This window comes from Cupriavidus sp. LA-1, from assembly GCF_055385985.1.
Genome location: NZ_AP031387.1, coordinates 591,069 through 614,903 on the forward strand (window position 1 = coordinate 591,069; position 23,835 = coordinate 614,903).

The window sequence follows — 23,835 nt, forward strand, 5'->3', positions numbered from 1 at the left end:
CCTGCAACCGGACGTCACCGCATGCATACGCGAAGCGTCCGCATCTGAGGTGAGACATGATCTTGACCCGCAAACGCGCGGCGCAGGGCGCATCCGCCCGCCTCGCTGACGGCCTCGCCAACCGGCCTGAGCATGCTGGCGCAGCCTCCGGCCGACTCACGCAGCGGCTCGCGGCCAGCCTGGCCGGCGCAATGCCGACCATGGACCGCCGCAGCTTCCTCAAGCGCTCGGGCATCGGTGTTGGCGCCGGGCTGGCGGCCTCGCAACTGACGCTGCTGCGCAAGGCCGACGCGGCCGATGACAAGACGGCCGCCGCCGAGGGCAAGACCGGCATCGTGGTCAGGCGCACCGTGTGCGGCCACTGCTCGGTCGGCTGCGCGGTCGACGCGGTGGTGCAGAACGGCGTGTGGATCCGCCAGGAGCCGGTGTTCGATTCGCCCATCAACATGGGCGCGCACTGCGCCAAGGGCGCGGCGCTGCGCGAGCACGGGCATGGCGAATACCGCCTCAAGTACCCGATGAAGCTGGTCAACGGCAAGTATCAGCGCATCAGCTGGGACCGGGCGCTGGACGAGATCACCGCCAAGATGAAGGAGATCCGCCAGCAGACCGGCCCGGACTCGATGTTCTTCATCGGCTCTTCCAAGCACAGCAACGAACAGTCCTACCTGCTGCGCAAGTGGGTGTCGTTCTTCGGCACCAACAACACCGACCACCAGGCGCGCATCTGCCACTCCACCACCGTCGCGGGCGTGGCCAATACCTGGGGCTACGGTGCGATGACCAACTCGTACAACGATATGCAGAACGCGAAGGCGGCCCTGTATATCGGCTCGAATGCGGCCGAGGCGCACCCGGTGTCGATGCTGCACCTGCTGCATGCCAAGGAGAACGGCTGCAAGGTGATCGTGGTCGATCCGCGCTACACGCGCACCGCGGCCAAGGCCCAGCACTATGTGCGCATCCGCTCGGGCACCGATATCGCCTTCCTGTTTGGCATGCTTTACCACATCTTCAAGAACGGCTGGGAAGACCAGAAGTACCTGAATGACCGGGTCTACGGCATGGACAAGGTCAAAGAAGAGGTGCTGGCCAAGTGGACCCCGGACAAGGTCGAGGAAGTCTGCGGCGTACCCGAAGCGCAGGTCTACATGGTGGCCGAGATCATGGCCAAGAACCGCCCCAGCACGCTGGTGTGGTGCATGGGCCAGACCCAGCACACCATCGGCAACGCGATCGTGCGCGCCTCGTGCATCGTGCAGCTGGCGCTGGGCAATATCGGCGTGTCGGGCGGCGGGGCCAATATCTTCCGCGGCCACGACAACGTGCAGGGCGCCACCGACGTGGGCCCCAACCCGGATTCGCTGCCCGGCTACTACGGCCTGGCCACCGGCGCGTGGAAGCACTACGCCGCGGTGTGGGGCGTGGACTACGAATGGATCAAAAAGCAGTTCGCCTCGCAGACGATGATGGAGAAGTCCGGCACCACGGTGTCGCGCTGGATCGATATCGTCACCGAGAAGAATGAGCTGATCGACCAGGACAACAATGTGCGCGGCGTGTTCTTCTGGGGCCATGCCCCGAACTCGCAGACGCGCGGCCTGGAAATGAAGAAGGCCCTCGACAAGCTTGACCTGCTGGTCGTGATCGACCCATATCCTTCGGCAACCGCGGCCATGGCCAATATGCCGCCGGCCGAGGGCGACAAGGTCAACCCGAACCGTGCCGTCTACCTGCTGCCGGCCTGTACGCAGTTCGAGACCTCGGGTACCTGCACGGCGTCCAACCGCTCGCTTCAATGGCGCGAGAAGGTGATCGAGCCGCTCTTCGAATCGATGCCCGACCAGACCATCATGCAGGCGTTCGCGGACAAGCTCGGCTTCGGCAAGGAGCTGTCGAAGAACATGAAGCTGATCGAGGTCAAGCGCGCCGGCCGCACCTGGATGGAGCCGGAGCCGGAATCGATCCTGCGCGAGATCAACGCCAGCAACTGGACCATTGGCTACACCGGCCAGTCGCCCGAACGGCTGAAGGCGCATATGCGCAATATGCAGATGTTCGACGTCAAGACGCTGCGCTGCAAGGCAGGCAAAGACCCGGTGACCGGCTATGACCTGACCGGTGACTACTTCGGCCTGCCGTGGCCGTGCTACGGCACGCCGGAACTGAAGCACCCGGGCTCGCCCAACCTGTATGACACCAGCAAGCACGTGATGGACGGCGGTGGCAACTTCCGCGCCAACTTCGGCGTGGAGCGCGAGGGCGTCAACCTGCTGGCCGAGGATGGCTCGCATTCCTTGGGCGCGGAAATCACCACCGGTTATCCGGAGTTCGACCATGTGCTGCTCAAGAAGCTGGGCTGGTGGGACGACCTGACCGATGCCGAGAAGGCAAAGGCCGAAGGCAAGAACTGGAAGACTGACCTGTCGGGCGGCATCCAGCGCGTGGTGCTGAAGAACCATGGCTGCCATCCGTTCGGCAATGCCAAGGCGCGCGCGGTGGTGTGGAACTTCCCGGACCCGATCCCGCAGCACCGCGAGCCGCTGTACTCGACGCGCCCCGACATGGTCGCCAAGTACCCGACCCACGACGACAAGATGGCGTTCTGGCGGCTGCCGACCCTGTACAAGTCGGTGCAGCAGCGCAATATCGAGAACAAGGTCTATGAGAAGTTCCCGATCATCCTGACCTCCGGGCGGCTGGTCGAGTACGAGGGCGGCGGCGAGGAAACCCGCTCCAACCCGTGGCTGGCGGAGTTGCAGCAGGAAAACTTCGTCGAGATCAACCCGCGCGCGGCGTCCGACCGCGGCATCCGCAATGGCGACTTCTGCTGGGTGAAGACGCCCACCGGGGCCCGCATCAAGGTGCGCGCGCTGGTGACCGAGCGGGTGGGGCCCGATACCGCCTTCATCCCGTTCCACTTCTCGGGCTGGTGGCAGGGCAAGGACCTGAAGGACTACTACCCCGAGGGCGCGATGCCGATCGTGCGGGGCGAGGCGGTCAACACGGCCACCACCTATGGCTACGACGCGGTGACGATGATGCAGGAAACCAAGACCACCGTTTGCCAGATCGAGCGGTTTGCATAAGAGCAGAGGAACACCATGGCACGCATGAAATTCATCTGTGACGCCGAGCGCTGCATCGAGTGCAACAGCTGCGTCACTGCCTGCAAGAACGAGCACGAGGTGCCCTGGGGCGTGAACCGGCGCCGCGTGGTCACCGTCAACGACGGCGTTGTCGGCGCCGAGAAATCGATCTCGGTGGCCTGCATGCACTGTTCGGATGCACCCTGCATGGCAGTCTGCCCGGTCGACTGCTTCTACCGCACCGAGGACGGCGTGGTGCTGCACGACAAGGATGTCTGCATCGGCTGCGGCTACTGCTCCTATGCGTGCCCGTTCGGCGCGCCGCAGTTCCCGTCGACCGGCACCTTTGGCGTGCGCGGCAAGATGGACAAGTGCACCTTCTGCGCGGGCGGCCCGGAAAAGAACGGCTCGGAAGCCGAGTTCGAGAAATACGGGCGCAACCGCCTGGCCGAGGGCAAGCTGCCGCTGTGCGCCGAGATGTGCTCGACCAAGGCGCTGCTGGGCGGCGACGGCGATGTGATTGCCGACATCCTGCGCAATCGTGTGATCAGGCGCGGCACCGGCGGCGATGTGTTCGGCTGGGGCACGGCCTATGGCACCGCCAAGGGCGGCGCGGCCCAGCCGGCGCAGCCTGCGCCCGCGGCACCGGCGGCCCCCGCGGCCTCAGGAGGGCAAGCGTCATGAACCGCTTCCGCGTGGTTGCACTGATGTCGCTGTGCGGCCTGCTGCTGGCCGCCTGCGGCGAGAAGCCGCAGACCATCGGCCCGTCGCTGCGCAAGGCCGACGCCCCGGCCTACCAGGGCGCGCCGGACGATCCGTTCGTGGTCAAGGGCTGGACCGCGGGCGACAAGACCAGCTGGACCAACCAGATCCGCCAGCGCAACCAGTTGCAGAACGAGTACAACCGCACCCAATGAAGGCGATGCGGTTGGGCCGCCCCGGCAGACGGGCACTGGCCCTCGACGATACGAAGGAGCGCACATGACGCCGTCGCAGAATGCATGCCGAGCAGGCTGGCGGCGCTGGCTGAGCGCCGGCGTGCTGGTGCTGCTGGCCTTTGCCGGCACCGCCGCCGCACAGGCGCCGGCCTCGGCACCGCCGGCACCGGCCGCCGCACAGGGCAATGCCGACGCCAACAACCCGGCCACACACCCGGCGCAGCCGCTGGCCGGAATTGCATCCGAGAATATTTTCAACGTGCCGCGCCGCGACATCGCCGCCGAGGCGCAGTCGCAGAAGAGCCGCACGGTCACGCAGCCCGGCAACAATGCGCCGGTCTGGCGCGAGGTCAATTCCGACCAGCGCCACTACAGCAGCCTGCCCGACAAGGAAGCCGGCGTGCTGATCCAACGTACCGGCCAGCAATGGCGCCTGTTCCGCAACGGTGTCATCACCGTCTGGGGTGGCTGGCTGCTGCTGGTGGTCCCGCTGGCGATCCTGGGCTTCTTCCTGTGGCGCGGCACCATCCCGCTGCGCTCGCCCCGCACCGGCCGCATGATCGAGCGCTTTACGCCGCTCGAGCGCATCGTGCACTGGTCGATGGCGATCTCGTTCGTGGTGCTGGCGCTATCGGGCATCGTGATGCTGCTGGGCAAGCATTTCATGCTGCCGCTGATGGGCCACACGCTGTTCGGCTGGCTGACCTACGTGCTGAAGAATCTGCACAACGTGGTGGGGCCGGTCTTCACGGTATCGGTGATCGCGGGCTTCGGGGTGTTCGTGCGCGATAACCTGCCCAGCCGCGACGATGTGCGCTGGGTGACCAGCCTCGGCGGGCTGGCCTCTGGCAAGCATGTGCCGAGCGGGCGCTTCAATGCCGGCGAGAAGATCTGGTTCTGGGGCGGCCTGTTCGTGTTCGGGCTGGTGCTGTCGGCATCGGGCTGGGTGCTCGACATGATCGTGCCGGGAATGGACTACTACCGGGCGACCATGCAGATCGCCAACGTGATCCACGGGATCTCGGCGGTGCTGATGATCGCCATGGCTTGCGGCCATATCTACATGGGCACCATCGGCATGGAAGGCGCCTACCGCGCCATGCGCGACGGCTGGGTGGACGAGGCCTGGGCCCGGGAACACCACGAGCTCTGGTACGACGACATCAAGGCCGGCAAGATCCCGGCCCAGCGCTCGGCCAGCCCGGATGCCGCCGCGGGGCGCACGGCGCGGCATAGCCCTGGCGAGGCCTGAAGCGGGTACCAACGATAAATCGGGAATCTTCGACGATGACACGCCTCCTGACGCTGATTGCCATAGGTGCCGGCGCCGCCTTCGCGGCGTTCCCCCCGGGCGCACAGGCCAAGCTGCCGCCGCCGACCGAGGCCCAGCAGGCCAAGGCCGCCGAGACCAAGGCGCGCGCCGCCTGGTCGGACAAGGTCGCTGCCTACCAGCTGTGCCGTGCCCAGGACAAGACCGCTGCGCATTACTACGCCGACCGCAAGGCGCAGGGCAAGGAAGTGCGCGAGCCCGCGCAGACCGCCCCATGTGCCGATCCGGGACCCTTCGTGGCGCCGACCGCGGCCGCTCCGACACCAGCCGTGGCAAGCACCGCCAGCGACGGCAAGCCGCCCGCGGCCGGCGCGGTACAATCGCCTGCAAAGGCGCCGTAACTCCAGCCCCGATGCATGCCGCTCGGGGCCTTCACCAGCGGCCCCGAGCCGCCTCGTCATGACTCTGCGTCCCGAGCTTACCCAGGCAGCCGTTCCCCTGATCGAAGAAGTTGAAGTCGTCGACGAGCAGGGCCGCGTGCGCGCGGTCTACCTGCCGGGCGAGCGGCCGCTGACGGTCTACCTGGACAAGCGCGAGCTGGTCACGCTGATGACGCTGGGCGGCGCGCCCGAGCACCTGGTGCTGGGCTACCTGCGCAACCAGCGGCTGGTGGAATCGATCGAGGACATCGCCGCGGTGCAGGTCGACTGGGAAACCGAGTCAGCCGCCGTGACCACGCGTAACGGCGTGGACCGCATCGAGGAACGCACCGCGCGCCGCGTGGTGACAACCGGCTGCGGGCAGGGCACCGTGTTCGGCTCGCTGCTGGATGAGGTCGACAGCATCCGCCTGCCGGTTGGCGCCACGCTGGACCAGGACACCCTGTACGGCATCATCGACACCATCCGGCTGCAGCAGTCGGTCTACAAGCAGGCCGGCTCGGTGCATGGCTGCGCGCTGTTCCAGGGCACCGAGCTGCTGATGTTTGTCGAGGACGTGGGCCGCCATAACGCCGTGGACGCCATTGCCGGGCGCATGTGGCTGGAAGGCATGACGGGCGGTGACAAGATCTTCTACACCACCGGGCGCCTGACTTCCGAGATGGTGATCAAGGGCGCACAGATGGGAATCCCGTTCCTGCTGTCGCGTTCGGGCGTCACGCAGATGGGCTACCAGATGGCGCGACGCGTCAACCTGGCGCTGTTCGCGCGCTGCACCGGCAAGCATTTCCTGCTCTACACGGGGCGCGAGCGCTTCCGTCACCGCCTGCCCGAGGGTGTAGTGGCGTAATAGCCACTTTCACTGCTGCCCTTTGCTTGAAGGGCGGGCGCCGATTGGTTGTACAATGCGGCGCACTCCGAGCCAGTGTGTCTATCTCCCAACCTTATGAGCATTAAATCCGACAAATGGATCCGCCGCATGGCGGAGCAGCACGGCATGATCGAGCCGTTCGCGCCGGGCCAGGTCCGGGAGGCTGACGGCCGCAAGATCGTGTCGTACGGCACCTCGAGCTACGGCTACGACATCCGCTGTGCCGACGAATTCAAGATCTTCACCAATATCAACAGCACCATCGTCGATCCGAAGAATTTCGACGAGAAGTCGTTTGTGGATTTCAAGGGCGATGTCTGCATTATCCCGCCCAACTCGTTCGCGCTGGCGCGCACGATGGAGTACTTCCGCATCCCGCGCAGCGTGCTGACCATCTGCCTGGGCAAGAGCACCTATGCCCGCTGCGGCATCATCGTCAACGTGACGCCGTTCGAGCCCGAGTGGGAAGGCTATGTGACGCTGGAGTTCTCCAACACCACGCCGCTGCCCGCCAAGATCTACGCCGGCGAGGGCTGCGCCCAGGTGCTGTTCTTCGAGAGCGACGAGGTCTGCGAGACCTCGTACGCTGACCGGGGCGGCAAGTACCAGGGTCAGCACGGTGTCACACTGCCGAAGACCTGAGCGCATTACAATGCCGGCGTTTGCCGGAACGGCCGCCCCGCGATGATCGCGCTGGGCGCCAAGACCTGACGTGAGAGCCACATGTCGCCGTAGCAGGGGAACCCCTGCCGGCCATGTGGCTCAAGTCCTTTATGTCCTGCTTTCCATCAAGGATGCCCGATGAAATTCCGCTTCCCCGTCATAATCATTGACGAAGACTTCCGCTCCGAGAACATCTCCGGCTCGGGCATCCGCGCGCTGGCCGAAGCGATCGAGAAGGAAGGCATGGAGGTGATGGGCCTGACCAGCTACGGCGACCTGACTTCGTTTGCTCAGCAGTCGAGCCGAGCCTCGAGCTTTATCGTGTCGATCGACGACGACGAGTTCGTGCGTGACGACGATCAGCCCGAAGCCGCCGCCATCGAGAAGCTGCGCGCGTTTGTCAACGAAGTGCGCCGCCGCAACTCGGACCTGCCGATCTTCCTGTACGGCGAGACCCGCACCTCGCGCCATATCCCCAACGATATCCTGCGCGAGCTGCACGGCTTCATCCACATGTTCGAGGACACGCCGGAATTCGTGGCACGCCACATCATCCGCGAAGCCAAGGTCTACCTCGACACGCTGGCGCCGCCGTTCTTCAAGGCGCTGATTGACTACGCGCAGGACAGCTCGTACTCGTGGCACTGCCCGGGCCACTCGGGCGGCGTGGCGTTCCTGAAGAGTCCGGTGGGCCAGGTATTCCACCAGTTCTTCGGCGAGAACATGCTGCGCGCCGACGTCTGCAACGCCGTGGATGAGCTGGGCCAGCTGCTGGACCATACCGGCCCGGTGGCCGCGTCGGAGCGCAATGCCGCGCGCATCTTCAACTCCGACCACATGTATTTCGTCACCAACGGCACCTCCACCTCGAACAAGATGGTGTGGCACGCCAACGTGGCGCCGGGCGACATCGTGGTGGTGGACCGCAACTGCCACAAGTCGATCCTGCACGCGATCATGATGACGGGCGCGATCCCGGTCTTCCTGATGCCCACGCGCAACCACTACGGCATCATTGGCCCGATCCCGAAGAGCGAGTTCGACCCGGAAACGATCAAAAGGAAGATCGCCAACCACCCGTTCGCCAGCAAGGCCAAGAACCAGAAGCCGCGCATCCTGACCATCACCCAGGGGACCTACGACGGCGTGCTGTACAACGCCGAGCAGATCAAGGAAATGCTGGCGTCCGAGATCGACACGCTGCACTTCGATGAAGCCTGGCTGCCGCATGCGGCGTTCCACGACTTCTATCGCAATATGCACGCGATCGGCAAGGACCGCCCGCGCAGCAAGGACGCGCTGGTGTTCGCCACGCAGTCCACGCACAAGCTGCTGGCGGGCCTGTCGCAGGCTTCGCAGATCCTCGTGCAGGATTCCGAGACGCGCAAGCTGGACCGCTATCGCTTCAACGAGGCCTACCTGATGCATACCTCGACCAGCCCGCAGTACTCGATCATTGCCTCGTGCGACGTGGCTGCGGCGATGATGGAAGCGCCGGGCGGCACCGCGCTGGTGGAAGAAAGCATCCAGGAGGCACTGGACTTCCGCCGCGCCATGCGCAAGGTCGAGGGCGACTACGAGGCCGGCAACAATGGCGACTGGTGGTTCAAGGTGTGGGGCCCGGATGCACTGATCGAAGACGGCATCGGCGACCGCGAAGAGTGGATGCTCAAGGCCAACGAGCGCTGGCACGGCTTCGGCGACCTGGCCGACGGCTTCAACCTGCTCGACCCGATCAAGGCCACCATCATCACCCCGGGCCTGGACGTGGACGGCGAGTTCAGCGAGCGGGGCATCCCGGCCGCCATCGTCACCAAGTACCTGGCCGAGCACGGCATCATCATCGAGAAGACCGGGCTGTACTCGTTCTTCATCATGTTCACCATCGGCATCACCAAGGGCCGCTGGAACTCGCTGGTGACCGAGTTGCAGCAGTTCAAGGACGACTACGACCAGAACCAGCCGCTGTGGCGCGTGCTGCCAGAGTTTGTCGCCAAGCACCCGCAATACGAGCGCATGGGCCTGCGTGACCTGTGCGATGCGATCCACAGCGTGTACAAGGCCAACGACGTGGCGCGCGTGACCACAGAGATGTACCTGTCCGACATGGAACCGGCGATGAAGCCGTCGGACGCCTGGGCCATGATGGCGCACCGGGAAATCGAACGCGTGCCCGTGGACGAACTCGAAGGCCGTGTCACCGCGATCCTGCTGACGCCGTATCCGCCGGGCATTCCGCTGCTGATTCCGGGCGAGCGCTTCAACCGCACCATCGTGCAATACTTGAAGTTTGCGCGCGAGTTCAACAAGCTGTTCCCGGGCTTCGAGACCGACATCCACGGGCTGGTGGAGGAAGAGGTTGACGGGAAGAAGGCGTATTTTGTCGACTGCGTGAAGCAGGGCGGCTGAGCGCCAGTCTGCGTCCGGCTGATGTGAGCAGGGCCCCGCAATGCGGGGCCCTTTCGTTTTGGGCTGGTCCTAGCTGAACGGATTCAGAAGCATCGCGCCCGTGCCGCGGAAGTCCTCTACATTGCAAGTCGCTGAACGCAGCAGCTAGTCTGGGCCGCGCCGGAGCGCCGGTCGATGAGCCGATTCGTAATCGCGCACGCGTTCCTTTTGCGCAACGCCAGGCTGCCGCATCGCCACAACCCACCCGCGCCAATGAAAAAGCCCCGCATTGCTGCGGGGCCTTGGGTCGACTATCCGGATCAGTTCTTCTTCTCGAATTCGAACTGTGGTGCCGCGGGCTCGGGTGTCGGCGCCGCGCCTGGCAGTTCCAGGGAACCCGGCGCGGATGCCGGTTTCTCTGGCTCCCCGCCAAGCGGGATGCTGACCTCCGCCGCGTTGCTATGGTGCAGCGAACCCTTGTCGAGCAGGGCGGTCACCATGCCCGGCCAGAACATTACCAGCAGCACCATCACCAGTTGCAGGCCCACCCAGGGCAGGGCGCCCCAGTAGATGTCGGAGCTCTTCACTTCCTTCGGGGCGATGCCGCGCAGGTAGAACAGCGCGAAGCCGAACGGCGGGTGCATGAACGAGGTCTGCATGTTCACGCACAGCATCACGCCGAACCACACCAGCGCCGCCGTGGCGGCAGCTTCGGGGTTGCCGCCCATGGAATCCATGACAACCGGTGTCAGCACCTTCACGGCCACCGGGGCCAGCATGGGCACCACGATGAAGGCGATCTCGAAGAAATCGAGAAAGAATGCCAGGAAGAAGATGAACAGGTTCACCACGATCAGGAAGCCGATCCAGCCGCCTGGCAGCGAGGTGAACAGGTGTTCCACCCAGGCGCCCCCGTCCACGCCCTGGAACACCACCGAGAAGCAGGTGGAACCGATCAGGATGAACACCACCATGGCCGTGATGCGGGCGGTTGACTGGTAGGCGTCGACGATCAGCAGGCGCAGCTCGGTCATCTGGCCGGCGCGCAGCAGCAGCCAGAGGATGACCAGGTACACCACTGCCAGCGGGATGCGGAATGCATGCGAGCCGAAGGCGAAGATGCCCACGCCCGTGGCCACCAGCGTGGCGGCGATGCCGACGCGGTAGATCTGGCGGTCGATCCGGCTGAATGCCTTGTCGCGGATCACGGCCAGCACCAGCGCGCCGACCGCGCCCATGGCGCCGGATTCCGTCGGCGTGGCGATGCCCAGCATGATCGTGCCCAGCACCAGGAAGATCAGCACCGCGCAGGGGATGATGCCGCGCAGGCATTTGCGCCACAGCGCCCAGCCCCGCAGCGTGCGGGCTTCGGGGGGCACAGGCGGTAGCCAGTCGGGCTTGAAGCGCGCCAGCAGGAAGGTATAGAGCGCGAACAGCGCAATCTGTACCACCGACGGGCCCCATGCACCCAGGTACATGCTGCCCACGTCGGCGCTGCCCAGCGGCGTCTTGAGCTGGTCGGCCAGCACCACCAGCACCAGCGACGGCGGCACCAGCTGCGTGATGGTGCCCGACGCGGCTAGTACGCCGGTGGCGTACTTCATGTTGTAGCGGTACCGCATCATTACCGGCAGTGAGATCATCGCCATCGCAATGACCTGCGCCGCCACGGTGCCGGTAATGGCGCCGAGAATAAAGCCGACGATAATGACCGAATAGCCAAGGCCGCCGCGCACCGGGCCGAACAGCTGGCCCATGGAGTCCAGCATGTCTTCCGCCAGCCCGCATTTCTCCAGGATGGCGCCCATGAAGGTAAAGAACGGAATGGCCAGCAGCAGTTCGTTGGCCAGCACACTGCCGAATACGCGGCTCGGCACGGCCTGCAGGAAGCTGATGGGGAAATAGCCCCATTCAATGGCCAGGAAACCGAAGGCCAGCCCGACCGCGGATAGCGAAAATGCGACCGGGAACCCGATCAGCATGAATACCACCAGGCCGCCGAACATCAGCGGCGGCATATATTCCAACGGGATCATTGCACCGGCCTCTCGTATTTCGATTCGATACGCACCAGGCCTTGCAGGGCGGCGATGCGCTTGATCAGTTCGGACACGCCTTGCAAAGCCAGCAAGGCAAAGCCGATGGGCACCACCAGCTTGATCGGGTATCGCGGCAGGCCGCCGGAATTACCGGATTGCTCGAGGATGCGCCACGAGGGCAGGAACAGGGAATCCCACGACAGCCAGGTGAACAGGATGGCCGAGGGCAGCAGGAAGGCAATGATGCCGAAGATGTCGATCCAGTGCTGCGCGCGTTCCGACACGTTGCCGTAGATCAGGTCTACGCGCACGTGCTCATTGCGCTGGAAGGTGTAGGAGGCGCCGAACATCACGGCAATTGCAAACATGTACCACTGCAGTTCGAGTGGCCAGTTGTCGCTCAAGTTGAAGCCATAGCGCAGGAGGGCGTTGCCTGCACTGATCAGGCACGACAGCAGGATCATGATGTTTGCAAGCCTGCCAGTGTGCTGATTCAACCTGTCGATCTGTCGTGACAGACCAAGCAAGTAATACATGGGTTGTCTCCCCGGTTTTTGCGGCGATTAGTTTATCTGTAACAAAATTTACAGGCGCTAGGGGCTACTACCTACGGGAGCGACGAGATTGCGCCGGAATGGGGAACGCCAATAGAAAAAGCCACCGGGCTCGCGCCGCGGTGGCTTCTTCTTGCGTAAAACTTACGCGAAACTTACAGTGCGGTCCGCTCTCCCGGTCCGCGGTTACAGCGCCGCGCGTGCGGCCGCGATGGCGGCGCGCACCTGCGCCGGCGCGGTGCCGCCGATATGGTCGCGCGCGGCGACCGAGCCTTCCAGCGTCAGCACCGTGTGCACGTCGTCGCCGATCAGCGCGGCCTCGTCGCCCAGGCCGGAGACCTCGCGCAGCTCGGCCACGCTCAGGTCGGCCAGGTCGCACTGGCGGCTGTCGCAGGCGCGCACCGCGTGGGCCACGGCCTCGTGGGCGTCGCGGAAGGGCAGGCCCTTCTTGACCAGGTAGTCGGCCAGGTCGGTGGCGGTGGCATAGCCCTGCAGCGCTGCGGCGCGCATGGCTTCCGGCTTGACGCTGATGCCCGGCACCATGTCGGCGAAGATGCGCAGCGTGTCGACCACGGTATCGACCGTGTCGAACAGCGGCTCCTTGTCTTCCTGGTTGTCCTTGTTGTACGCCAGCGGCTGGCCCTTCATCAGCGTCAGCAGGCCGATCAGGTGGCCGTTGACGCGGCCGGTCTTGCCGCGCGCCAGCTCGGGCACGTCAGGGTTCTTTTTCTGCGGCATGATCGAGCTGCCGGTGCAGAAGCGGTCGGCGATGTCGATAAAGCCCACGCGCGGGCTCATCCACAGCACCAGCTCTTCCGAGAAGCGCGACACGTGCGTCATCACCAGCGCGGCGGCGGCGCAGAATTCAATGGCGAAGTCGCGGTCCGAAACAGCATCCAGCGAGTTGCGGCAGACACCGTCGAAGCCCAGTTGCTGCGCGACGAACTCACGGTCGATCGGGTAGCTGGTGCCGGCCAGCGCGGCGGCGCCCAGCGGCAGGCGGTTGACGCGCTTGCGGCAGTCGGCCATGCGCTCGGCATCGCGCGTGAACATCTCGTTGTAGGCCAGCAGGTGGTGGCCGAAGGTCACCGGCTGCGCCACCTGCAGGTGGGTGAAGCCCGGCAGGATGGTGTCGGCGTTCTGCTCGGCCAGGTCCAACAGCGCGCCGCGCAGGGCGCCGAGCAGCACGATGATGTTGTCGATCTCGCTGCGCAGCCACAGGCGGATGTCGGTGGCGACCTGGTCGTTGCGCGAGCGGCCGGTGTGCAGGCGCTTGCCGGCATCGCCCACCAGCGCGGTCAGGCGCGCCTCGATGTTCAGGTGCACGTCTTCCAGGTCCAGCTTCCACTCGAAGCCGCCGGCTTCGATCTCGGCCTTGATCTGCGCCATGCCGCGCGCGATCTCGGCGCGGTCGGCCTCGGCGATGATGCCCTGCTTTGCCAGCATGGCCGCGTGGGCCAGCGAGCCCTGGATGTCGAACAGGGCCAGGCGCTTGTCGAAGAACACCGAGGCGGTGTAGCGCTTCACCAGGTCGGACATCGGTTCGGAGAAGCGGGCGGACCAGGCTTCGCCTTTCTTGGCAAGTTGGGAGGTGGACATGGACGTCAGCTGCAGTGGCTCGCGCGGCAGGCGCCGGCGTGCGGACGGCGGCGGGCGCGAGAAATTGTGAAAGGGCGATTATATCGCCCGCCGGCCCGCTGGCGGCGCCGGCCGCGCTCGTCGCTACTGCAGCGCCGTTCGTCAGAGCTGGCTGTGGATCACAGGTCCCTTGAAGACCACCGGGCCGCTGGGCCCGTCGGCACTGGGCGAGCCGCCTGGCGGCTCGACGCTGACCGCCAGCGCCGGCACCCCCGCGGGTCGTTGCGCCAGCGCCAGCCGGGCTTCCGGCCCCCGGCCGAGCACGCCCAGCGACCGCGGCTTGCCGCCCGCTGGCAGCGCCCAAAGCTGGAGCACCTGCTGCTCGCTCAGTGCCAGGTGATCCAGGCGCCGCACAATGAGGCTGCGTCCACCGGCATCCCATGACACCAGCATGGCCGGCTGGGCGCGGTCGTCGTTCAGCACGGCAACGACTTCGGCCGGTGCCGTTTCGCCATGCCGCGCCAGCCGCATGCCGATGCCGACCGCCAGGACCGTCACCAGCGCCATGGCCGCCGCCGCACCGCGCCAGAAGACGGGCGTAGACCACAGGCGCTGCCACCAGCCGCCGGCAGGGTTGCTGGGGCGAAGCGGCCGGACCCGTTCCGGGCCCCGCTCCTCGGCGGCCTTCCAGCCAAGCCGCTGCTCGATCCCGCACCAGACCTTGTCGACGGGCTCGGCGGCCGCCTGCAACTCGGCCACGCCGGCCAGCCTGGTTTGCCATCGGAGGATCGCCGCGTGCACCGCCGGTTCCTCGCGCGCCAGCTGTTCCAGGCGGCGGCGCGCGCCGCCGCGCAGCACACCCAGCGCATATTGGGCGGCGATGCGATCGAGCAGCTCGGGATGAGTGGCGAGCCTCATGCTGCCCCCTCCATGCAGCTGCGCAGCCGCTCCAGCCCGCGCCGGATCCAGGACTTGACCGTCCCCAGCGGTGCGCGCAGCCGCGCGGCCAGTTCAGCGTGGCTCAGGTCCTGCAGGTAGGCCAGCATGATGGCCTGGCGCTGTGGCTGCTCCAGCCGCTGCAGGCAGCGGTTGAGCGCGCGTGCCTGCTGGCTGGCATCGGCCAGCTCCGCGGGCCCGGCCGCGTCGTCGGCAAGCCATTCGCCCAGATCGTCGTCAAGCTCGACAGTCTGCCCGACGCGCGCAGCGGTTGCCCGGCGCAGGCAGTCGAGCGCGCGGTTACGCACGATCGCGGTCATCCACGTCATCGGCGCGGCCAGGTGCGGCCGATAGTCGCCCGCGTGGTGCCAGATGCTGACAAAGCTTTCCTGCACGACATCCTCCGCCCAATCGCGCCTGCCAGTGATACGCAGCGCAAGGCCAAACAGTTTCGTCGCGGTGAGGTCATAGAGTCCGCGCAGTGCCTGCCGGTCGCCGATGGCCACGGCCTGGAGCAAGTTGGCAAGGCGCTCGGCGCCGGGTGGCGCGGCATAGCTTTCGGCGGAAGGGGACACCGTGGAAGGGGGCACCGGGGCGTCTCTCGAAGGGGTGTTGCCGGATTATAGGCATGACCTTGCATCCGTTTGGCGCCGGCGTGCGTATTAGGTGGCAGGCGCACGACGGCGGCCCCTGGCTACGGGCCGTGGCGCCTTTGGCTCCGCCTTTGATCCCACCAAGGAGAACACCATGGAACGCATACGCAGGATTGCCGCCACGACGGACCCGACCGACACCCTTGACCGCATCATTACCGCACCCGATGCACGCCGCCGTGGGCTGCTCAAGGTGCCGGGCCTGTTCGCGCTCGGCTCGCTGGCCGTCCTCAGCCTCGGGGAATCCATGCCGGCCTGGGCGCAGACCCAGTCGGGCAGCACCAAGGACGACATCAATATCCTGAACACCGCGCTGGGACTGGAATACCAGGCGATCGCCGCCTACCAGGTGGGCGCGGAAAGCGGCCTGCTGCAAAAGCCGGTGCTCGCCACCGCGGTCAAGTTCCAGGACCACCACAAGGCACACGCGCAGGTGCTGGCGGGCACGGTGCAGAAACTGGGTGGCTCGCCCGTGATGGCGAAGAAGCCATCGGAGTATGCCTTCCCGACCGAACAGCTCAAGAACCAGGCCGACGTGTTGCGCTTTGCCGCCGGGCTGGAAAAGGGCGCCACCGCCGCCTACCTGGGCGTGCTGCCGAACTTCCACAACCGCGAACTGACCCGCGCCGCCGGCAGCATCCTCGGAGACGAGGCGATGCACTGGGCGGTGCTGCTGCACACGCTGGGTGAGGATCCGGTGCCAGGGGCGTTTGTGGGGTGAGGGTGCGCGCAGACTAGCGCGTGGTTACGCCCCTGTCCCGCGTGCGGGAGAGGGGCGGGGAAGAGGGCTGGCGGTGGCAGGACTGCCGGGATTCAGAATCCGCAGGAGCCGGCAGTGGCGAACCGGGCGGCGTCACGGCGGCAAGCGCCGGCCCTCTCCCCCGGCCCCTCTCCCATCAATTGGTCATCAATTGGAGAGGGGGGAGCACACCGGCATCACCCTGGCGTCAATCAGCCCGTATTGCGCAGACCCGCCGCGACCCCGTTGATGGTCAGGTGGATCCCGCGCCGTACGCGGATGTCATCGCCATCCTTGCCCGAGCGGTAGCGCTTGAGCAGTTCGACCTGCAAGTGGTTCAGCGGATCGAGGTAGGCAAAGCGGTTCTTGATCGAGCGCGCCAGCAGTGGGTTGTCCGCCAGCCGTTCCTGGTGGCCGGTGATCAGAGCCAGCATCTCGCAGGTCAGATGCCATTCCTTGCTGATGCGGTTGAACACGTTGCGGCGCAGCGCGGCGTCGTCGCACAGCTGGGCGTAGCGCGAGGCCACCGCGAGGTCGGTCTTGGCCAGCACCATGTCCATATTGGACAGCAGCGTCGAGAAGAACGGCCAGGTCTTGACCATGCGGCGCAGCGTGGTCACGGCCTGCTTGCGGGCCTTGTCGTCCGGCGCGCTGTCCAGCAGCGACCTGACCGCGCTGCCAAAGCCATACCAGCCCGGCAGCAGCAGGCGGCACTGGCCCCACGAGAAGCCCCACGGAATCGCGCGCAGGTCTTCGATGCGGCGGTGCTTCTTGTCCATCAGCTTGCGCGAGGCCGGACGCGAACCCAGATTCAGGTCGGCGATCTCGGTGATCGGCGTGGTGGCGAAGAAGTAGTCCTTGAAGCCCGGGGTCTCGTAGACCAGGTCGCGGTAGGACGTGAAGGCGCGGTCCGACAACTGCTGCATGACGGCCTCGAAGGTATCCAGGTCCTTCGGCGCGTTCTGCTGCGGCAGCAGCGAGGCCTCCAGCGTGGCCGCGACCACCGTCTCCAGGTTGCGCCGGCCGATTTCGGCGTTGGCGAACTTGCTGTTGATGATCTCGCCCTGCTCGGTCAGGCGGATCTGGCCGTTCACCGTGCCCGGCGGCTGCGACAGGATGGCCTGGTAGGTCGGGCCGCCGCCGCGGCCGACGGTGCCGCCGCGGCCGTGGAACAGGCGCAGCTTGACCTTGCGCTGCTCGAACAGCTGCACCAGCGCCAGCTCGGCCTTGTACAGCTCCCAGGTGGAGGTCAGGAAGCCACCGTCCTTGTTCGAATCCGAGTAGCCGAGCATCACTTCCTGCTCGACGCCATGGTGCGCGATCACCGAATCAAAGCCCGGCAGGTCCAGCAGCGACTGCATGATGCCGGCGGCGTTGCGCAAGTCCTCGATGGTCTCGAACAGCGGGATCACCATCAGTTCCATGCGCGCCGGGTCGGTCTTGCTGCCCAGCGTGCCCTGCAGCATGCCGGATTCCTTCTGCAGCAGCATCACCTCGATCAGGTCCGACAGCGTCTCGGTATGCGAGATGATGTAGTTGCGCGCGATGCGCTTGCCATAGCGCGCACGCAGCTCGCGCGCGGCGGCGAAGATCGCCAGTTCCTTGCGGGTCTGTTCCGAGTATTCGTGCCAGGGCAGCGTCAGCAGGCGCGGCTGGCGCAGTTCGGCCAGCAGCAGTTCCAGCTTGCGCGCCTCGGGCAGGGCGGCGTAGTCGGGGGCGATGCCGGCGGCGGCGAACAGTTCGGCGATGACCGCCTCGTGCACGTCTGAGACCTGGCGCATATCGACCGACGCCAGGTGGAAGCCGAACACGGCGATGGCGCGCGCCAGGGCGTCGATGCGGCCATTGGCCAGCGCCTCGCCGTGGTTGGCGCGCAACGAGTCGACCACCACCTGCACGTCGGCGGCAAAGGCCTCGGCGCTGTCATAGGGCTCGGCCGGGGCCACCGGGCGGCGCGTCGCGGCCTGGCCGGTCAGCGCCTTGCAGGTGGCGGCCAGGCGCGCGTAGGTGCCGATCAGCGCGCGGCGGTAGGGCTCGTCGGCGCGATGCTCGGAGTGGTCGGGCGAGCGCTCGGCCAGCGCCAGCAGCTCTGGGCTGGCATCGACCATCAGCGTCGACATCGACAGCTCCGCGCCCAGCGCATGGACTTCATCCAGGTACCAGTCCAGGATCATCTGCCCCTGCTGGCTGGCGGCATGCTCAAGCGTATCGGCGGTGACGTTCGGGTTGCCGTCGCGGTCGCCGCCGATCCAGGAACCCATCTGCAGGAACGGCGCCAGCGGCGCAGGCTGCGCGCCCGGGGTGCCCTTGCGCTTGCGTGTGGCCGGAAACACCGCGGCGATGTCTTCTTCCAGCTCGCTCATCAGCTGCGGGATGCCGCGCAGGAAGGTGGTGCGGTAGTACGACAGCGCGTTCTCGATCTCGTCGGCCACCGTCAGGCGCGCGTCGCGCAGCATGCGGGTCTGCCACAGCGTGGTGACCTTGGCGCGCAGCTGCGCGGTGTTGTGCTCGCGCTCGCGCGCGGTCATCGGCAGGTCGCGCTCGGCCAGCAGGCGGGCGATCTCACGCTCGGCGTCCAGGATGCTCTTGCGCTGGACTTCGGTCGGGTGCGCGGTCAGCACCGGGACGATCAGCGCCTCGTCCAGGAACTTGCGCAACTGCTTGCCGGTCACGCCGGCGGCATCGATCGACTCCAGCGCGTGCTGCAGGCTGCCGGCCTGCGGCGGCGAGCTGGCCAGCGCGTGCACGCGGCGGCGGCGGTTGTGGTGCTGGTCCTCGGCGATATTGGCCAGGTGCGAGAAATAGCTGAAGGCGCGCACCACCTGGTTGGTCTGGTCGCGCGACAGGCGCTTGAGCAGGCGGTCCAGTTCCGCGCCGGCGGCGCGGTCGTTCTCGCGGCGAAAGCGCACCGCGGTCTGGCGGATGGTCTCGACCACCTCGAAGGCGGCGTCGCCTTCCTGCTCGCGCAGGCAGTCGCCCAGCAGGCGCCCCAGGAAGCGGATGTCCTCGCGCAGCGGCACGTCCTTGTCGGTGGTGCGGCGGGCGGGCGTGGCGATGGAGGTTCCGTTGCTCGACACGATCGAAAGCTTGGGCTTGGTGGAGCGCTTGGCTGCGCGGGGGGCGGAACGGGTGGGTTTGGCGGTGGTTGCGCCGGTTACGTCACCTTTTGCGGCGGACGGATCTTTCGCGGCCGGAGCGGTCTTCCGACCGGACGGGCCGCCGGGGCGCGCAGCATGCTGCGTCATGCAATCTCCTCTTGCTCTCTAAGCTTATCTAATGGTGCGGAGCGGCTATTGGGTCGCGTGCTACCATAGACGAATGTCGTCTGCCACCCCGTCTTCCTCTACCGCTGTCGTGTCTCGCAATCTTCCGCAAAAGCTCATCATTGCCTCCCGAGAGAGCCGTCTGGCCCTGTGGCAGGCAGAACATGTGCGTGCTGCGTTGCAACAATACTATCCCGCGTGCAACGTGTCCATTCTTGGCATGACCACGCGCGGAGACCAGATTCTAGACCGTACGCTGTCCAAAGTCGGCGGCAAGGGTTTGTTTGTCAAAGAACTGGAGTTCGCGATGGACGAAGGCCGGGCCGACCTCGCGGTGCATTCGCTCAAGGATGTGCCGATGGAGTTGCCCGCGGGCTTTGCCCTGGCCGCGGTGATGGAGCGCGAGGATCCGCGCGACGCGCTAGTGTCCTCCGCCTATGCGTCGCTGGACGAGATGCCTGCCGGCACCGTGGTCGGTACGTCCAGCCTGCGCCGGGAAGCGGCGCTGCGCAGCCGCTACCCGCACCTGGTGATCAAGCCGCTGCGCGGCAACCTGGATACGCGGCTGGGCAAGCTCGATCGCGGCGAATACGGCGCCATCATCCTGGCTGCCGCCGGCCTCAAGCGCCTGGGCCTGGGCGCGCGCATCCGCGCGCTGATCCCGATCGAGGTGTCGCTGCCCGCCGCGGGGCAGGGCGCGCTCGGCATCGAGACCCTGGCGAACCGTCCCGAGCTGGCCGAATGGCTGGCGCCGCTGAATCACCAGCCGACTGCGCTGGCCGTGACCGCCGAACGCGCCGTTTCGCGCGTGCTGGGCGGTTCGTGCCAGGTGCCGCTGGCCGCCCATGCGCGCTGGGAAGGCGACCAGCTGAAGCTGGATGCCTTTGTCGCGCTGCCCGACGGCACGCGTGCCATCCGTGCCACCGCGTCCGGACCGGCCGCTGACCTGGCCGCCGCCGAAGCGCTCGGCCAGGCCTGCGCGCGCGACCTGGTGGCGCAGGGCGCCGAAGCCATCCTCGCGGCGCTGGCCGATTCTGGCGATCCCGCCGGCTCCCAAGCTCCCGCCTGAGGCTGCCCCATGCCCCGCCCGACCGTCGTTGTCACACGACCCGCCGGGCAGTCCCGGCAACTGACCGAAGCGCTGCAGGCCGCCGGCCTGGACGTACTCAGCTTTCCCCTGCTGGCCATCGGCCCGGCCAGTGACGGCGCGCCCCTGCGCGCGGCGCTGGCGCGGCTGGATACCTTCGCGCTGGTGGTCTTCGTCAGTCCCAATGCCATCGTCTACGCGCTCGACGCACTGGCCGTCGTGCAAGGCGCAGCCGTGGCCCATTGGCCGGCGCAGGTGCCGGTGGCGGTGGTCGGGCCGGCCAGCGTCGCCGCACTGGCCGAGCGCGGCATTGCGCCGCCCGCGTATCGCGTGATCGCGCCCGCGGGCGCCGCCGCGCACGGGCAGGGCACTGACGATGCCGCACCGGACACCGACTCGCTGCGCTTCGACTCCGAAGCCCTGTGGGCGCAGCTCGATCCCGCCGCGCTGGCCGGCAGGCCGGTGCTGATCATCCGCGGCAATGGCGGGCGCGACTGGCTGGGCGACCGCCTGCGCGAGGCCGGCGCGCAGGTCGAGGCCGTCGAGGCGTACCAGCGCACCCTGCCCGAACCGAGCGCCATGCAGTGGCAGGCCGTGCGCGACAACCTGCGCCCCGGCGCGGCGCCGCACGCGTGGCTGCTAACCAGTTCCGAGGCGGTGCGCAACCTTGACGTGCTGGCGCGGCGGCAACTGTCGCCCCAGGAAGACGCTTCCTTGCGGCAGGTGCAGTGCATCGCGCCGCATGCGAGAATCGCCGAACAGGCGCTGGCGCTGGGCTTCGCGCATATCCAGCGCGCCGCGCCGGGCGATGCCGGCCTGCTGGCGGCATGCCTGCAGTGGGCCGATGCCCATGCCGGCCCGGCGCCGGCAAGCACGCCCGCAAGCATTCCGGCGGACACCAGCCCGGCAGTCGCTGAAGCCGCAGGGCCGCCGGCCGCGGTGCCGGCCACCGTAGTTCCCGCAACGTCAACGAAGGTCGAACGCGTGACGCAAGAAACCACGTCCTCCTCCGCTACGCCGCCGCTTGGCGCGGCCTCTGCCCGCCCGGCGCAACCGGCGCAATCCGCCTCCTCGCAGGGCGCCGGCCATGCCGATGTTCCCCGCACCGCCGCACGGCGGTCCGCCGCGCTGTGGGCCCTGGTCGCCGTGCTGGTGGTGGCGACCGCCGGCGGCTTCTGGTGGCTGCAGCAGCGCGTCGACCACCTGACCGGCGAGCTGGCGCGCCGCCAGCAAAGCAACGACGCGCTGGTGCAGGAGTCGCGCGTGCTGACCCGCAACGCGCAAGACACGGTCAAGGAACTGCAGGCCAAGGTCGGTGCGCTGGAGAACCAGGTCGGCGAGACCCGCGACAAGCAGGTGGCGCTGGAGCAGGTCTACCAGGACCTGATGCGCAACCGCGACGACTGGGAAATCGCCGAGATCCAGCAACTGCTGACCAGTGCCGGCCAGCAGTTGCAGCTGACTGGCAACGTGCAGGTGGCGCTGGCCGCGCTGCAAAGCGCCGACGCGCGCCTGGCGCGCACCGACAAGCCGCAGTACAACCTGCTGCGCCGCGCGATCGCGCGCGACGTGGCGCGCATGAAGGCTGTGCCCGACACCGACCTGACCGGCGCCGCGATCAAGCTGGACGAGGCCATCAACCAGGTCGACACGCTGCCGCTGCTGTCCAGCGAGCGCATGCTCGAGCGCACCGAGGCCGATGCCCGCAAGAGTGCCGCGGGTAGTGGTGGCAAGGGCGCCAGCGCCCCGGCTGCCGCCAATGGCCCGGGCTGGTTCACCCGCCTGTGGGACTACCTGCGCGAGGAACTGGCGCAGGTGATCCGCATCCGCAAGGTCGACGACGCCGAGGCGCTGCTGCTGTCGGGCGACCAGGGCTGGTTCCTGCGCGAAAACGTCAAGCTGCGCCTGCTCAATGCGCGCCTGGCGCTGCTGTCGCGCAACGAGCCCGTGTTCCGCAACGACCTGGCCGCCGCGCAGGCAATGATCGGACGCTATTTCGATACCAAGTCGCGTCGCGTGCAGGGTGTGCTGACGCTGCTGCGGCAGGCGCAGGCCGGCGCGGTCACGGTGCAGCTGCCGACCATGTCCGAAAGCCTGGGCGCGCTGCATGCCCTGAAGAAGGAGTAAGCCCATGCGCCTTCTGTTCTGGGTTGCGGTCCTGTTTGGCGGCGCCGTCGGGCTGGCCCTGTTCACGCAGTTCAACCACAGCAATGTGGTGCTGTTCTATCCGCCGTACCGTGTCGAGCTGTCGCTGAACTTGGCGCTGGCCTTGCTGCTGCTGCTGTTCTTCGTAGTGTGGACGGTGATGTCCACCATCCGCCATCTGGCCGAGATGCCGCGCCGCGCCGCCGCCTACCGCGAGCGCAGCCGCATGAGCAAGGCGCAGGCGGCGCTGCGCGAGTCGATCGAGAATCTGTTCGCGGGCCGCTTCGCCCGCGCCGAGCGTGCCGCGCGCGAGGCCCAGTCGTGGCACGACCAGTCCCAGACCGCCGCGCTGATCGGTGCCCGCGCCGCGCACCGGATGCAGGAAACCGAGCGGCGCGACGCCTGGATGGCCCAGGTCACGGACCCCGAGCGCGAGCAGGCACGGCTGGTGTCGATGGCTGAGCTGCTGGTCGATGCCCGCGACGCCGACGGCGCGCTGGAAACCATCGCCCAGTTGCAGTCGCAGGGCGCGCGCCAGATCCATGTGCAGCGCATCGCGCTGCGCGCGCACCAGCACCTCAAGAACTGGTCCGAGGTGCTGCGCCTGGCGCGCTCGCTGGAGAAGCGCAATGCGCTGCATCCGGTGCTGGCGCTGCGGCTCAAGCAGATGGCCGTCGAAGCCATGCTGGACGAGCGCCGCCACGACGCCGACGCGCTGTCTGAGTTCTGGCGTTCGCTGTCCGCCGACGAGCGCCGCGCCACGCGCATCGCCGAACCCGCGGCGCGGTACTTCGCCGCGCTGGGGCGGCAGAACGAAGCCCGCCGCATTATCGAAGACGCGCTCAAGGTCAACTGGGACAGCCGCCTGGTGCAGCGCTATGCCGATTGCGCCGTGCCCGGCCACGCCCTGCCGCAGATCCAGCAGGCCGAGAAATGGCTGGCCGCGCATCCCGCCGACGCCGACCTCTATTACACGCTGGGCGTGCTGTGCCTGGGCGAGAAGCTGTGGGGCAAGGCCCAGTCCAGCTTCGAGCGCGCGCTGAAATATGCTGAGCCCGACCAGCAGCGCCGCCTGCGCGTGCGCACGCACCTGGCGCTGGCGCGGCTGTTCGAGGAAACCGAGCGCCTCGACGACGCGCAGCGGCATTATCGCGAAAGCGCGATGCTGGCAGCCTGACGCTT

Annotated in this window: 18 protein-coding genes; 12 read left to right on the forward strand and 6 right to left on the reverse strand. The window is 67.1% G+C overall.

The window, feature by feature from the left end; translation table 11 throughout:
* Nucleotides 1-56: 56 nt before the first annotated feature.
* From ACZ5MJ_RS02860 to ACZ5MJ_RS02895, 8 genes are all read left to right on the forward strand, one after another.
* Complete coding sequence (locus ACZ5MJ_RS02860; protein ID WP_464222246.1) at nucleotides 57-3,089, forward strand: molybdopterin-dependent oxidoreductase; 3,033 nt, start codon at nucleotides 57-59, stop codon at nucleotides 3,087-3,089.
* 15 nt (nucleotides 3,090-3,104) lie between these two features.
* On the forward strand, nucleotides 3,105-3,773 hold the full coding sequence (fdh3B, locus tag ACZ5MJ_RS02865) for a formate dehydrogenase FDH3 subunit beta (protein ID WP_464222248.1): 669 nt from the start codon (nucleotides 3,105-3,107) through the stop codon (nucleotides 3,771-3,773).
* Entirely contained in the window at nucleotides 3,770-4,006 is a 237-nt protein-coding gene (locus tag ACZ5MJ_RS02870; RefSeq protein ID WP_464222250.1) for a hypothetical protein, read from the forward strand. Before fdh3B ends, ACZ5MJ_RS02870 begins: the two co-directional genes overlap by 4 nt.
* 64 nt (nucleotides 4,007-4,070) lie before the next feature.
* Entirely contained in the window at nucleotides 4,071-5,279 is a 1,209-nt protein-coding gene (locus ACZ5MJ_RS02875) for a formate dehydrogenase subunit gamma (RefSeq protein ID WP_464222251.1), read from the forward strand.
* Between the two features lie 35 nt (nucleotides 5,280-5,314).
* Nucleotides 5,315-5,698: a hypothetical protein gene (locus tag ACZ5MJ_RS02880; protein WP_464222252.1), complete on the forward strand. Its 384-nt coding sequence runs from the start codon at nucleotides 5,315-5,317 to the stop codon at nucleotides 5,696-5,698.
* 58 nt (nucleotides 5,699-5,756) lie between these two features.
* Entirely contained in the window at nucleotides 5,757-6,587 is an 831-nt protein-coding gene (locus ACZ5MJ_RS02885; protein WP_464222254.1) for a formate dehydrogenase accessory sulfurtransferase FdhD, read from the forward strand.
* A gap of 96 nt (nucleotides 6,588-6,683) precedes the next feature.
* A complete protein-coding gene (dcd, locus tag ACZ5MJ_RS02890) occupies nucleotides 6,684-7,250 on the forward strand; it encodes a dCTP deaminase (protein ID WP_211945564.1) in 567 nt (188 codons plus the stop codon).
* 159 nt (nucleotides 7,251-7,409) lie between these two features.
* Entirely contained in the window at nucleotides 7,410-9,680 is a 2,271-nt protein-coding gene (locus ACZ5MJ_RS02895) for an Orn/Lys/Arg family decarboxylase (protein WP_464222256.1), read from the forward strand.
* 299 nt (nucleotides 9,681-9,979) lie between these two features.
* On the opposite strand, the gene ACZ5MJ_RS02900 is transcribed toward ACZ5MJ_RS02895, so the two are convergent.
* From ACZ5MJ_RS02900 to ACZ5MJ_RS02920, 5 genes are all read right to left on the reverse strand, one after another.
* The gene (locus tag ACZ5MJ_RS02900) at nucleotides 9,980-11,695 is read right to left on the reverse strand and encodes a TRAP transporter large permease (protein WP_464222258.1); all 1,716 of its coding nucleotides are present in this window, start codon (nucleotides 11,693-11,695) and stop codon (nucleotides 9,980-9,982) included.
* Nucleotides 11,692-12,234, reverse strand: coding sequence for a TRAP transporter small permease subunit (locus ACZ5MJ_RS02905; RefSeq protein WP_464222259.1), 543 nt, complete (start codon nucleotides 12,232-12,234; stop codon nucleotides 11,692-11,694). Before ACZ5MJ_RS02905 ends, ACZ5MJ_RS02900 begins: the two co-directional genes overlap by 4 nt.
* A gap of 204 nt (nucleotides 12,235-12,438) precedes the next feature.
* Complete coding sequence (gene argH, locus ACZ5MJ_RS02910; protein ID WP_464222260.1) at nucleotides 12,439-13,851, reverse strand: argininosuccinate lyase; 1,413 nt, start codon at nucleotides 13,849-13,851, stop codon at nucleotides 12,439-12,441.
* A 141-nt stretch (nucleotides 13,852-13,992) separates the two neighbouring features.
* Nucleotides 13,993-14,748 (reverse strand): anti-sigma factor, encoded by a 756-nt coding sequence (locus ACZ5MJ_RS02915; RefSeq protein ID WP_464222261.1) that lies wholly within the window; start codon nucleotides 14,746-14,748, stop codon nucleotides 13,993-13,995.
* Nucleotides 14,745-15,341, reverse strand: a complete 597-nt coding sequence (locus ACZ5MJ_RS02920) for a sigma-70 family RNA polymerase sigma factor (protein WP_464223638.1) — start codon at nucleotides 15,339-15,341, stop codon at nucleotides 14,745-14,747. Before ACZ5MJ_RS02920 ends, ACZ5MJ_RS02915 begins: the two co-directional genes overlap by 4 nt.
* Before the next feature lie 172 nt (nucleotides 15,342-15,513).
* Between ACZ5MJ_RS02920 and ACZ5MJ_RS02925 the strand changes: the two genes are divergently transcribed.
* Nucleotides 15,514-16,140: a ferritin-like domain-containing protein gene (locus tag ACZ5MJ_RS02925; RefSeq protein ID WP_464222263.1), complete on the forward strand. Its 627-nt coding sequence runs from the start codon at nucleotides 15,514-15,516 to the stop codon at nucleotides 16,138-16,140.
* Nucleotides 16,141-16,370: 230 nt separating this feature from the next.
* Here ACZ5MJ_RS02925 and ppc read toward each other — a convergent pair whose 3' ends face one another.
* Nucleotides 16,371-19,403 (reverse strand): phosphoenolpyruvate carboxylase, encoded by a 3,033-nt coding sequence (gene ppc / locus ACZ5MJ_RS02930; RefSeq protein ID WP_464222264.1) that lies wholly within the window; start codon nucleotides 19,401-19,403, stop codon nucleotides 16,371-16,373.
* A gap of 73 nt (nucleotides 19,404-19,476) precedes the next feature.
* Between ppc and hemC the strand changes: the two genes are divergently transcribed.
* Genes hemC through ACZ5MJ_RS02945 form a run of 3 tightly spaced genes read left to right on the forward strand, consistent with a single transcriptional unit; the run spans nucleotide 19,477 to nucleotide 23,830 of the window.
* Nucleotides 19,477-20,490: a hydroxymethylbilane synthase gene (gene hemC, locus ACZ5MJ_RS02935; protein ID WP_464222266.1), complete on the forward strand. Its 1,014-nt coding sequence runs from the start codon at nucleotides 19,477-19,479 to the stop codon at nucleotides 20,488-20,490.
* A gap of 9 nt (nucleotides 20,491-20,499) precedes the next feature.
* A complete protein-coding gene (hemDX, locus tag ACZ5MJ_RS02940; protein ID WP_464222267.1) occupies nucleotides 20,500-22,635 on the forward strand; it encodes a fused uroporphyrinogen-III synthase HemD/membrane protein HemX in 2,136 nt (711 codons plus the stop codon).
* 4 nt (nucleotides 22,636-22,639) lie between these two features.
* Nucleotides 22,640-23,830: a heme biosynthesis HemY N-terminal domain-containing protein gene (locus tag ACZ5MJ_RS02945; RefSeq protein WP_464222269.1), complete on the forward strand. Its 1,191-nt coding sequence runs from the start codon at nucleotides 22,640-22,642 to the stop codon at nucleotides 23,828-23,830.
* The last annotated feature ends 5 nt before the right edge of the window (nucleotides 23,831-23,835 follow it).

What these genes read in the sequence shown, in the direction of transcription:
- ACZ5MJ_RS02860 (WP_464222246.1), top strand. Translation starts at nt 57, where the DNA reads ATGATCTTGACCCGCAAACGCGCGGCGCAGGGCGCATCCGCCCGCCTC.
- fdh3B (WP_464222248.1), top strand. Translation starts at nt 3,105, where the DNA reads ATGGCACGCATGAAATTCATCTGTGACGCCGAGCGCTGCATCGAGTGC.
- ACZ5MJ_RS02870 (WP_464222250.1), top strand. Translation starts at nt 3,770, where the DNA reads ATGAACCGCTTCCGCGTGGTTGCACTGATGTCGCTGTGCGGCCTGCTG.
- ACZ5MJ_RS02875 (WP_464222251.1), top strand. Translation starts at nt 4,071, where the DNA reads ATGACGCCGTCGCAGAATGCATGCCGAGCAGGCTGGCGGCGCTGGCTG.
- ACZ5MJ_RS02880 (WP_464222252.1), top strand. Translation starts at nt 5,315, where the DNA reads ATGACACGCCTCCTGACGCTGATTGCCATAGGTGCCGGCGCCGCCTTC.
- ACZ5MJ_RS02885 (WP_464222254.1), top strand. Translation starts at nt 5,757, where the DNA reads ATGACTCTGCGTCCCGAGCTTACCCAGGCAGCCGTTCCCCTGATCGAA.
- dcd (WP_211945564.1), top strand. Translation starts at nt 6,684, where the DNA reads ATGAGCATTAAATCCGACAAATGGATCCGCCGCATGGCGGAGCAGCAC.
- ACZ5MJ_RS02895 (WP_464222256.1), top strand. Translation starts at nt 7,410, where the DNA reads ATGAAATTCCGCTTCCCCGTCATAATCATTGACGAAGACTTCCGCTCC.
- ACZ5MJ_RS02900 (WP_464222258.1), bottom strand. Translation starts at nt 11,695, where the DNA reads ATGATCCCGTTGGAATATATGCCGCCGCTGATGTTCGGCGGCCTGGTG.
- ACZ5MJ_RS02905 (WP_464222259.1), bottom strand. Translation starts at nt 12,234, where the DNA reads ATGTATTACTTGCTTGGTCTGTCACGACAGATCGACAGGTTGAATCAG.
- argH (WP_464222260.1), bottom strand. Translation starts at nt 13,851, where the DNA reads ATGTCCACCTCCCAACTTGCCAAGAAAGGCGAAGCCTGGTCCGCCCGC.
- ACZ5MJ_RS02915 (WP_464222261.1), bottom strand. Translation starts at nt 14,748, where the DNA reads ATGAGGCTCGCCACTCATCCCGAGCTGCTCGATCGCATCGCCGCCCAA.
- ACZ5MJ_RS02925 (WP_464222263.1), top strand. Translation starts at nt 15,514, where the DNA reads ATGGAACGCATACGCAGGATTGCCGCCACGACGGACCCGACCGACACC.
- ppc (WP_464222264.1), bottom strand. Translation starts at nt 19,403, where the DNA reads ATGACGCAGCATGCTGCGCGCCCCGGCGGCCCGTCCGGTCGGAAGACC.
- hemC (WP_464222266.1), top strand. Translation starts at nt 19,477, where the DNA reads ATGTCGTCTGCCACCCCGTCTTCCTCTACCGCTGTCGTGTCTCGCAAT.
- hemDX (WP_464222267.1), top strand. Translation starts at nt 20,500, where the DNA reads ATGCCCCGCCCGACCGTCGTTGTCACACGACCCGCCGGGCAGTCCCGG.
- ACZ5MJ_RS02945 (WP_464222269.1), top strand. Translation starts at nt 22,640, where the DNA reads ATGCGCCTTCTGTTCTGGGTTGCGGTCCTGTTTGGCGGCGCCGTCGGG.